The following is an 11,511-nucleotide window of genomic DNA, read 5'->3' as shown; positions in this document are numbered from 1 at the left end:
GACAAAATGGCACTTAATCTAAATGCAGAGCAGAAATCTATTTTAAATATTTTTGCTAATGTGGAATATTTAATTCCTAACTATCAACGTCCATATTCTTGGGATGAGCAAAATTGTCAAATTTTATGGGATGATTTGTTTAATGTTTTTGAAGATAGTTCTATGGGTAACGAAAAGGATGATGGATACTTTTTAGGAAATATAGTTTTAGCCAGAGGCAATGACAACAAAGGATATTGTGAGGTTATAGATGGGCAACAGCGTCTTATTACTATTGTGTTGTTAGCGAAGGCATTATCCTTATATGATGATAAAAATACAGCATTAGAGAATATTTTATGGGCTAAAAATAGAAGAGACGAAAGTGATAAGAAACAACGAGTAAAGACGGCTGTTTTTGAGGAGTCTGATAATGATAATCTTAAAGAATGTTTAGAAATAGAAGATATAAATTTTGATAATAAAAAATCAAAATTTCATGCAAATATTACATATTTTCTATCTGAGCTTAAAAAACAACGTGATAAATTTGATTTGCAACAGTTTATAGATTTTTTACTAGATAAAGTATTTCTTTTGCCAATAGAGACAAAGGAAAGCACTCAAGATAAAGCTAGAAATAGCGCATTAACGATATTTGAAACCATTAACAATAGGGGACTTGATCTATCTGATGCCGATATATTTAAAGCACAAATTTATAGTGCCGCTATTAACATATCCAAGCAAGATGATTTTATAGAGCGATGGAATGAGATGGCAAAAAGATGTGATGCTATAAATTATAAAATAGATGATGTATTTCGTGTTTATATGCATATAATTCGTGGAAAAAATGCGGATATAAAGGTTGAAAAGAGTTTAAGGGTCTTTTTTACAACTGATGGTGAATATACAAAGGCATTGAAAAAGCAAAATTATAGTGAAATTATGAGCGATTTAGAGAAAATAGTTTTATGTGTAGAGTATTATTGTATTTTATTGAAAAAGCCAAGTAGTGATACGGACAAAGAAATTTCTAAGTGGCTTGAAATTATTAATGTATATTCAAATAATATCCCAAAAATAGCAATCTTTATATATCTGTTTAAAAATATACAAGAAGATAACTTGCCTAATAAAAACATAGATGATTTTATATTATATATTAAAAATTTAATTAGATATGTATATAAAATGGGCGCAACAACTACCGTAAAATTTGAGATATATAAAGTAATAAAAGATACTATGGATGGTTATTCGCATGAATATGAAATGCCAAATAAAGAATTGGAATTTTATGGTAAGTTAAAAAAGGGATTTTTACTTATATATTTATATGAAAGATGGGGGCAGGGATTGATTTCTGAATATTTTATTGATAGTATTGGTGATGATCCAAGAAATATCGGCAATTACTTAGTTGTTGATCGTTTATCATATCTTAGTAGAAAAAAAAGCATTCATTCTAGGCAACAAGTTTTTAGAAAATCCTCAATTATAGAATTAAAAGAATATATAGCAGATGAGATAGAGAATTGGGATGAAAGTTTAATGATAAATAGGGAAAAAGAGATAAAAGCAACCATAGATAATTTTTTAAGGAATAAAGAGTGAAAATAAAAGAATTAGAGATTAATAATTTTAAATTTCATAAAAAAAGTTGTTTTAATGCGAATAGTAAAAATATAATTCTTTTTGGAGAAAATGGAAGCGGAAAAAGCTCGTTGTATTATGCTTTACATACTATACATAAAATTCTTATTCAGGGCAATGATTGCGATTTTTGTAAAAAACTTGACCATAATCATCCAAATGAAAATTTATGTAACCACAATGAAAAAGATGCTGTATTAAATTTAACTTTTGATAATGGCGGTTCTATAGAAATTTCAAAGGATGGCATAGATAATTTGAGCATAATAGATGTAACATCTGCTAAATTTATGCATTTTATCAATCATAATAAATTGCTAAAAATATTAGAGGGTAATTTTTATGATATTTTAAAGAAATACTTTGTAGAAAAATTTGATTTATTTAGTGAACTTAATATGGAAGTTAATGAATATATAGAAGTTAATAAAAATGAAAAAGAAAATGAAAAATCAAAAACAAGTACAAAAGATATTAATGATAAGTTGAGGGATAACTTAAATAAATTCGAAAATTTAATCAATGATGGTCTAAATAAAATTCAAGGCGATTTAAAAATATCGTTTAAGATAGAAGAGGGGTTTCTCGCAGAGTTACTTGCTGATGGAAGAGCAATATTAAATGAGCCCAAGATTAATATTGAAATAAATGAATTTAAGGACTTTAAATTTAGAATAAATGAGGCTAGATTAAAGCTAATTTCTATAATGATGTTTTTTGTGTCAATTAAAGAAGAGAAGTTACCTCAGGACAATCCAAATATACTAAAACTAATAGTATTAGATGATATTTTGCTTAGTATGGATATGTCAAATAGAACAAAGATTATTGATTATATATTAGATAATTTTAGTGATTATCAGGTTTTTATATTTACTCACGACATATTCTTTCTAAATCACTTACAAAAGCGTATCAAACATCATTGCAAAAAAGACCAGATATGTCAAACTGATTGGAATTTGATTTTTATGTATGCTGTGAATAATGATAATAACGTATTGTTTAATTATTCAGATAATAGCTTTTTAATGGAAGCAAAAAAACAGTTAAATGAGGGCAAACTGGATGAATGTGGCAATAACTTGCGTAAAGAGCTAGAGAGTATGGTTTGTAAAATGCAGATTGATTTTTGTATTGGACGCGATGGGAAACTACATAATATGATGAATAATTTTTTAGAATTGCAATATAAAAGTATTTTTCTTAAACCACATAAATTGATATTAGATATTAAAAATGAATTGAATGTAAATAATCCCAATGAAAGCAAGATTAATGATATAATATGCCAACAAGAGAAAAATTTACAAGGAATCAATAAACTACTGCGTAATTTGATATGGTATAAAGACATTGTTGGTAATGAATCTTCTCATGCTACAATTTCTCCACAATTTCAGAATGATTTTTCTAATGCTATAAAAGACATAGAAGATATAAAGGATTATTTAGAAAATAAGGATAGATGATGAAAATTTTAGTAACAGGTGGAGCTGGATACATCGGCAGCCACGTAGTAAAAGCACTTTTAAAGCAAGGTAAAGATGAGATAACTATCATCGACAATCTCTGCAAGGGCTCACAAAAAGCACTTGAGGCACTTCAAAAGATAGGAAATTTCAAATTTATAAACGCAAATTTAGAGGATGATCTAAGCGAAATTTTTGCAAATGGCAAATTTGATGCGATCATCCATTTTGCAGCGTTTATCGAGGTCTTTGAGAGTATGAGCGAACCGCTAAAATACTATCTAAACAACACCGCAAACGTCGCAAGGGTGCTAAAATACGCAAAAACTTACAACGTAAATAAATTTATATTTAGCTCAACTGCCGCAGTTTATGGCGAGCCAGACGTGGCAGAAGTTAGCGAAACAACGCCTACAAACCCGATAAATCCATACGGCAGAAGCAAGCTCATGAGCGAGCAGATCATCAAAGATTACGCCGCTTCAAATGAAAATTTCAAATTTGCGATTTTGCGCTACTTTAACGTAGCAGGCGCAGACGAAGAGGGGCTTATCGGTCAAAACTATCCAAACGCCACGCACCTTATCAAGGTGGCCGTGCAAACTGCCCTTGGCAAGCGCGAGAGCATGGGCATCTTTGGCGATGACTACGCGACAAAAGATGGCACATGCGTAAGAGACTACATCCACGTTAGCGACCTAGCGGACGCTCATATAAGCGCACTGGAGTATATCAGTCAAAATGGCAGCGAAACTTTTAACGTGGGATATGGTAGGGGATTTAGCGTAAAAGAGGTCATCGAGACCGCAAAAAAAGTAAGTGGGGTAAATTTTAAGGTGTTAAATGCGCCAAGAAGGGACGGCGATCCAGCTATCCTCATCTCAAATGCAAGCAAACTACGCTCGCTAACAAGCTGGAAGCCAAAAAGAGACGATCTGGCGCTCATCATAAAAACTGCCCTTGAGTGGGAAAAGAGAATTTAAGGATAAGCATGAAAATAGCAGTAATCGGAACTGGATACGTTGGATTAGTAAGTGGTGCATGCTTTGCTAAGATGGGCAACAGCGTGATCTGTGTCGATGTCGATAACAAAAAGATCGAAGCGCTAAAAAACGGCGTCGTGCCTATATATGAGCCAGGGCTTGCTGATATCGTGAGCGAGTGCTATAAAAATGGCTCGCTTAAATTTAGCACGCAGATAACTGAGGCGCTAGAGCATGCAGATGTGCTATTTATCGCAGTTGGCACGCCTATGGGCGCTGACGGACAGGCGGATTTAAAATATGTGCTTTCAGTTGCGAAATCTATCGGAGAAAATTTAAGCAAACCGCTAATAGTTGTCGATAAATCAACCGTTCCAGTGGGCACTGGAGCCAAGGTGCACGAGGTGATCGAGGCTGAGCTTAAAAAGAGAAATGTAGATGTTAAATTTGAAGTCGTCTCAAATCCAGAGTTTTTAAAAGAGGGCGCGGCAGTTGAGGACTTTTTAAAGCCAGATCGCGTTGTTATCGGAGCTAGCAGTGAGTGGGGCTTTAGCGTGATGAGAGAGCTTTATGAGCCATTTATGAAAAATCACGATAGGCTCATTTGTATGGACGTAAAATCAGCCGAGATGACAAAATACGCTGCAAATTCGATGCTAGCAACCAAAATAAGCTTTATAAACGAGATAGCAAATATCTGCGAACGCGTGGGCGCTGATGTAAATTTAGTAAGAAAAGGCATCGGCAGCGACTCAAGGATCGGATATAGCTTCATCTATCCAGGCTGCGGATACGGCGGTAGCTGCTTTCCAAAAGACGTCGAGGCGCTCATCTACACAGCTAGGCAAAATGGCTTTGAACCAGAGCTTTTAAACGCGGTCGAGTCAAGAAATAAGGCTCAAAAAAGAGTGCTATTTGATAAAATTTATAACTTCTTTGGCGGCGATCTAAAGGGCAAGACGATCGCACTTTGGGGACTTGCGTTTAAGCCAAATACCGATGATATGAGAGAGGCTAGCTCGCTAACTTTGATAAAGCTTTTAGACGAGGCTGGCGCAAAAGTGGTCGCTTACGATCCAAAAGCGAGCGAAGAAGCTAAAAAATATATGCCAAATTTAGATGTGAAATATGCTAAAAATAAATATGACGCTCTTGATAACGCCGATGCAATGGTGCTTGTGACAGAGTGGAGCGAGTTTAGATCGCCTGATTTTATGGAGATCAAAGAGAGGCTAAAAAACGCTGTCATATTTGACGGACGCAACCAGTATAACGCTAAAGCTTTAGCTGAGCATGGATTTAAGTATTTTCAGATAGGCGTCAAAGCGTGAAGCAAATTTTATCTCTCATAGCTTGTTTATTGCCTTTTGTGCTTTTTGCTAGCGAGGCTTCAGGTAAAAGCGAAGCAAAGACGCAAGAGCAGGTTTTTGAGCTGCCCATCTCAAAGATGCCACATGATTATTTTAAATATGAAGTTGCATTTTTTAAAGAGGTGCAAACGGATTGTGAATTTGCTATGCTAGAGGGCGGACATTTAGATAAAAAAGAGGATAAAAGCGGGGTTTATTATGAATTTAGCGCAGAAGATGTGCCGCTTAAGCCTTGCAATGGCAAAAATAAAAAGAGGCAAATTTATTATGAATTTACTCAAATTTTGCCTGGCATTAGCCCCATTAAGATCGTAACCCCACAAAGCGTGGGCGCAGAGATAAGAATTTATGAACGTGTAGAAATAATAAAACCAAAAATTTTAAAAAGGAAAGAGAAATGAAAATAGCAGTAGTAGGACTTGGATATGTGGGACTTCCACTAGCAGCAGCTTTTAGTGAAAAGTACGAAGTAGTCGGCTTTGATGTAAATGCAAAACGTATAGAAGAGCTTAAAAGTGGCTATGATAGAACGCTTGAGCTTAGCAACGAGCAGATGAAAAAAGCGATCGATAATGGCATGAAATTTAGCCTAAATTTAGATGACATCAGAAGTTGCAACTTCTTCATCGTAACCGTTCCAACTCCGATAGATAAGAACAAACGCCCTGATCTAACTCCAGTGGTAAAAGCGACTGAGAGCGTGGCAAAAGTGCTTAAAAAAGGCGACATCGTTGTCTATGAAAGCACCGTTTATCCAGGCGTTACAGAAGAAATTTGCGTGCCACTTCTTGAAAAGAGTGGGCTTAAATTTAACAAAGACTTCTTCTGCGGCTACTCTCCAGAGCGCATAAACCCAGGCGATAAAGAGCACACTGTTACAAAGATCAAAAAGATCACAAGTGGCTCAACCCCAGAGATTGCTGACAAGGTCGATGAAATTTATCGTTCTATCATCACAGCTGGCACTCACAAAGCTTCAAGCATCAAAGTGGCAGAGGCCGCAAAGGTCATCGAAAACACTCAGCGCGACATCAACATCGCCTTTATAAACGAGCTTGCGATGCTGTTTGAAAAGCTTCACATCAACACCATAGACGTGCTTGAGGCTGCAGGTACGAAGTGGAATTTCTTAAATTTCCGCCCAGGTCTAGTCGGTGGTCACTGCATCGGCGTAGATCCATACTATCTAACTCACAAAGCTCAAGAGGTAGGCTACAACCCTGAAATGATCCTAGCAGGTCGCCGCATCAACGATGATATGGGCAGATACGCAGCCGATCAAGTGATTAAACTAATGATAAGAAAAGGTGTGCTTATCAACAAAGCGCGCGTGCTTGTTCTTGGTATGACATTTAAAGAGAACTGCCCAGATATAAGAAATTCTCGCGTTATAGACGTGGTTGATGAGCTAAAAGACTTTGGCTGCAAGGTCGATGTGACTGATCCTTGGGCTGATAGCGCTGAGGTAAAACACGAGTACGGCTTTGATCTAGTAAAAGAGTATAACCTGGACGACTACGACTGCATCGTGATCGCCGTAGCTCACAATGAATTTAAAAAGCTCAACCTAAAAGGCCACTTGGTTTATGATATAAAAAATATCTACCCAGAGGCTGACGCTAGACTGTAAGGAATTTAGTGCACAAAGTAAGCGTAAATTGTAAAATTTTACTTATCTTTCTGGCTGCTTATCTGTTTGGATTTGCAGCTAGGATGCTTTGGGTATTGTGGGCAAAGGATATGCCAGAGTTTTACTTTAATGGCGAATTTATGCTTACGACAAATGACGCATACTATTACGCAGAGGGCGCTAGAGATATGCTGGCTGGCTTTCATCAGCAAAATGACTTTAGCCCCCTTAATCACCCAATCTCAACAATAGTTTTTTATATTTGCAAAATTTTACCTTTCAAGATCGAAAGCGTGATGTTTTATATGAGCGCGCTTTTAGCACCCCTTATCGCGTTACCAGTTGTCTTGATTTCAAATGAGTTTAAAGCTCTAAAAGCTGGAGCTGTGGCGGCATTTATGAGCGTTATCTTGCCAGGCTATCTTGTAAGAACGTCGCTTGGTTACTTTGATAGCGATATGCTAAATGTTACGTTTGCGCTTTTCATCATCTATCTTTTGATCAGGCTTTTAAATGCAAATGAACAAAAATTTATCGTTTTGCCCAGCCTTTTTGTATCGCTTTATCTTTGGTGGTATCAAAGCTCTTATGCTCTTATTTTAAGCATCATTTTTATCTTTTTTATCTACACGCTTGCTTTTATGCGAAGCAGGATAGAAAACTACCAAGCGATATTTTTTATGTTTATAAGCATCGTTAGCTTCAATATTTTTTCAAAAGATCCACTCATCGCAAATAAAATTTTGATTTTAAATTTAGCGGTCATTGCTTTATTTTACGCCATGTTTTGCAAATATAAAAAACTACTTTCACCCAAAATTTTAAGCATTTTTCTAGCTATTATGCTAGCTATTTTTGTCTATTTTGGTGGTTTTGATCTTATCATCTCAAAGATTGGCAGTTACGTTTTAAAAAGCAGCATAGAGGTCGCAAGTAAATTTCACTTTATAAGCGAATACACGCTAATTGACGAGGTAAAAAGCGCTAGCCTTTTATATTTTGTCTATTTCATGGCTGGAAACATCCTTATTTTGCTAGCTGCAGCGGTTGGATATCTGGCGCTTTGCTTTAAATTTCGCCCATTTTTACTTAGCTTGCCACTGCTTGGACTTGGTGCTTTATCGCTCTTTGGCGGAGTTAGATTTGCTATGTATATAACGCCACTTGTTGCACTTGGTTTTGGGTATTTTTTACACTTTTTTTTAAATTTATTTGACCTTAGAAATTCTCTTAAGAATTTATCCTTTTTTATCTTTGCAGCTGCTGCGCTTGATCCAAATTTAGAGATCGCCTACTCTTATAGACCTCATACTTTGATCACGCACGATGAGGCAATGGCACTTGATCAGTTAAAAAAAGCTGCTAAGCGCGATGACTACGTGCTTTCGTGGTGGGATTATGGATATGCGGTAAGATACTTTGCTGATGTTAAGACGCTAAATGATCCTGGCAGGCAAGGTGGCGAGAATAACTACTTTGTTAGCCTTGCTTTAAGAAAAGATGAGGCAACCTCAGCTAAGCTAGCTAGAGTAGTGAGTGAGTACAACGACATCTCGCTTGATAAAAATACTAGACTTGCTGAAGAGATTTTAAAAGATCACAACACAAGCGACCTAAACCTATTTTTAAGACAGCTTGAAAGCGCAAATTTTACTCTGCCAGCTGCAAAAAAAGAGGTTTTTTACTATCTTGTGCCAGATATGATAGATATCGCCCCAAACATATTTAGATATAGCTACATCGATGTTATGAGTGGCGAGCGGCCAAAAGAGGAGTTTTTTTACTACATTAGCCCTATAAATAGCGTTAGTGAAGCGGGCATAGATCTTGGAAATGGCTATATCTTGCCACTAAAAGAGCCAAAATTTATCACTCAAAACGGCGAAAAAGTGGCGGTAAAGTCCTTTTATAAGATAAAAGGCTCTGGCAAAGAGCTACAAATAGACGAGAAAACTGTCGACGAAAAGGCAAAAATCTCTGTTTTGTTTTTGGAGGACTATGCGCGCGTGGTTTTAGTTGATGAAAATGCCTTAAATTCAGCCCTTGTGCAGCTTTTTATATTTGAGCGAGCCGATGAGCGATACTTTGAGCCATTTGTCATCTCAAGTGGCGTAAAAATTTACAGGTTAAAAGTCTAATGCTAATCAATCTAATAAGCTCGATCGTCGTTTTTGTCGTATCAATGGGCATAAATTTCTTTCTTACGCCATTTATCTTAAAAAGCCTTGGCAACGAGGCATTTGGCTTTGTAGGCCTTAGCAACGCCATCGTTAGCTACGCAGCAGTCGTAAGTGTAGCCATAAACTCGGTCAGTGGGCGCTTTGTCGCTCATGCGTGGCACAAAAAAGATCTAAGCCTTACAAACACCTATTATTCATCAGTGCTTGTTGTAAATATCTTCTTTTGCGCCGTTGTCGTGGTGCTTAGCTCTGTTTTTATACTAAATTTGCAAAGCTTTTTAAACGTCCCTGAAAATTTACTCTTTGACGTGAGAATGACCCTTGTTTTTTACTTTATAAATTTCTGCGTTGGGCTATTTAACGGCGTTTTGACGGTCTGCGCCTTCGTGACAAACAAGCTCTATCTGCTCTCCATCAGAAACGCCATCTCAAGCGCGATCCTGGCAGCCCTTATCGTTGTACTCTTTTTCTTTTTTAAGCCATTTATTTCTTATATCGCCATTTCAGCGCTAGTTGCGAGCCTTTTTGTCTTTTTTAGCACCATTTTTATGTCGGCTCGCATCATGCCGGAGCTAAAATTTAGCTTTAATAAATTTGACTTTTCTAAGATCAAAGAGCTTTTAAACTCTGGCGTTTGGAACAGCTTTAACGCCCTAAATCGCATACTTTTAACAGGTATGGACCTATTTATCTGCAATATTTTCGTAAGTGCAAACGCCACTGGCCTTCTTTCAGTCGCCAAGGCTGCTCCTATCATACTTGAGAGCTTTGTAGCACAGCTTAGCGGTATCTTTGCGCCAAAATTTGTCGAGCTTTACTCTAAAAATTTGATCACAGACCTCATAAACGAGGCTAAATTTTCGATGAAGGTGATCGCCTTTGTGATGAGCGCTCCAGCCGCATTTTTCATCGTTTTTGGGCTGGATTTTTACACGCTTTGGCTGCCTTTTAAAAGTGCAGATGAGGTCAAATTTATTTACAACGTCTCGATGATCACGCTAGTGCCGATTGTATTTATAAGCTTTGTTTTTTCACTTTTTAACCTTGATAGCGCGACAAACAAGCTTCGCCGCCCAGCCATTGCCAACACTATCCTTGGCGTTAGCACGATCATAGCGCAGATCACACTGCTTAAATTTAGTGGCTACGGCGTTTATGGCATCGTCATCGTCGCAGCCATTTTTTATAGCATAAGAATTCTCGGCTTTGACCTTATAAATGCCGCCTTAAATTTAGAGGTGAAGCTCACCACGTTTTACGGGGTTTATTTTAAAAATTTAGCCGTTTTTACGCTCTGTGTACTTGCGATGTTTGCCTGCAAGGACTTTGTGAGCCTAGATAACTGGCTAAAATTTGCTATCTTTGCTGCGATCTACGCCGGCGCAGCTTATATTTTGGGATATTTTTTGTTTTTTAATGCCTTCGAGCGAGGCGTAGTCTGGCGTAAAATTTTAAAAAAATTTAAAAGGTCTTAAATGAATGAAATTTACCTGATCTCTTTGGCAAAAGACACCAAAAGGCGTGAGCTTTTGCAGCAAAAATTTAGCTCTTATAATAGCTTTAATCTAATAGACGCAATAGACGGCAGGGAGCTAAACGCAAGGGAGTACTACAAGATCATTTCGCCATCATTTAAAGCTTACGGCAAGATTTTAAGCCCTGCTGAGGTTGGCTGCTCGCTCTCGCACGTAAAAGCTTACGAGGCATTTTTGGCAAGTGAAGCCAAATTTGCCCTCATCTTTGAGGATGACGTGATCGGAGATGATGAGGCGATAAAAGAGGCGTTTTTAGCAGCTAGCAAGATGCCTGAAAACAGCGTGCTGATATGTGGCATGCAAGATGGGCTAGAGGGCAGGTTTAGCGCCTTTGGCAAAAAGGTGGATGCTAGCCTAAGTAAGCCACTTTGGCAGGTCTCAAAGCACTCATTTTCAAGTATTTATAGAGCAGGGGCTTACGTGCTAACTAAAAAAAGTGCCAAAAATTTGCTTGAAATTCATAAAAATGCGCTTTGTACGACCGATGTTTGGGACTATTTGCTTGGAGTTAATGATATGCAGATGTATTTTTGCGACCTTTTTGCGCATCCAACTGATCTAAGTGGCTCAAATATCGAGGGCGAGCGCCTCGAGAGAGGATACAATGCAAATTTAAAGGCCTACATAAAAACATTTAAATTTATACTTTTCTCACGGCTTGAAAAGCTTCAAGGCTATGAGAGAATTTTTAAAAGGGGCTAGA

The 11,511-nt window shown here is 37.2% G+C and carries 9 protein-coding genes; all 9 read left to right on the top strand.

All coding sequences use genetic code 11. The annotated features are described in order from the left end of the window. Nucleotides 1-6: 6 nt before the first annotated feature. The 9 genes from F3G88_RS06035 to F3G88_RS05995 are packed head-to-tail and all read left to right on the top strand — an operon-like array spanning nt 7 to nt 11,510. Entirely contained in the window at nt 7-1,599 is a 1,593-nt protein-coding gene (locus F3G88_RS06035; protein ID WP_149715634.1) for a DUF262 domain-containing protein, read from the top strand. Next, a complete protein-coding gene (locus tag F3G88_RS06030; protein WP_149715633.1) occupies nt 1,596-3,110 on the top strand; it encodes a hypothetical protein in 1,515 nt (504 codons plus the stop codon). Before F3G88_RS06035 ends, F3G88_RS06030 begins: the two co-directional genes overlap by 4 nt. After that, entirely contained in the window at nt 3,110-4,093 is a 984-nt protein-coding gene (gene galE, locus F3G88_RS06025; protein ID WP_107944491.1) for a UDP-glucose 4-epimerase GalE, read from the top strand. The genes F3G88_RS06030 and galE overlap by 1 nt, the downstream gene beginning before the upstream one ends. An 8-nt stretch (nt 4,094-4,101) precedes the next feature. Next, on the top strand, nt 4,102-5,424 hold the full coding sequence (locus F3G88_RS06020) for a UDP-glucose dehydrogenase family protein (RefSeq protein ID WP_149715632.1): 1,323 nt from the start codon (nt 4,102-4,104) through the stop codon (nt 5,422-5,424). Beyond that, entirely contained in the window at nt 5,421-5,864 is a 444-nt protein-coding gene (locus F3G88_RS06015; protein WP_149715631.1) for an ecotin, read from the top strand. Before F3G88_RS06020 ends, F3G88_RS06015 begins: the two co-directional genes overlap by 4 nt. Then, nucleotides 5,861-7,093, top strand: a complete 1,233-nt coding sequence (locus F3G88_RS06010; protein ID WP_002939912.1) for a nucleotide sugar dehydrogenase — start codon at nt 5,861-5,863, stop codon at nt 7,091-7,093. The genes F3G88_RS06015 and F3G88_RS06010 overlap by 4 nt, the downstream gene beginning before the upstream one ends. Nucleotides 7,094-7,101: 8 nt before the next feature. Next, entirely contained in the window at nt 7,102-9,231 is a 2,130-nt protein-coding gene (locus tag F3G88_RS06005) for an STT3 domain-containing protein (RefSeq protein WP_149715630.1), read from the top strand. Next, nucleotides 9,231-10,748, top strand: a complete 1,518-nt coding sequence (locus tag F3G88_RS06000; RefSeq protein WP_149715629.1) for an MATE family efflux transporter — start codon at nt 9,231-9,233, stop codon at nt 10,746-10,748. The genes F3G88_RS06005 and F3G88_RS06000 overlap by 1 nt, the downstream gene beginning before the upstream one ends. Further along, on the top strand, nt 10,749-11,510 hold the full coding sequence (locus F3G88_RS05995) for a glycosyltransferase family 25 protein (RefSeq protein WP_103598490.1): 762 nt from the start codon (nt 10,749-10,751) through the stop codon (nt 11,508-11,510). Nucleotide 11,511: the final 1 nt, after the last annotated feature.

Origin of the sequence: Campylobacter concisus (assembly GCF_902460675.1) — a bacterium.
Lineage (GTDB): Bacteria > Campylobacterota > Campylobacteria > Campylobacterales > Campylobacteraceae > Campylobacter_A > Campylobacter_A concisus_AJ.
This window is presented reverse-complemented; position numbering and strand designations above follow the sequence as displayed.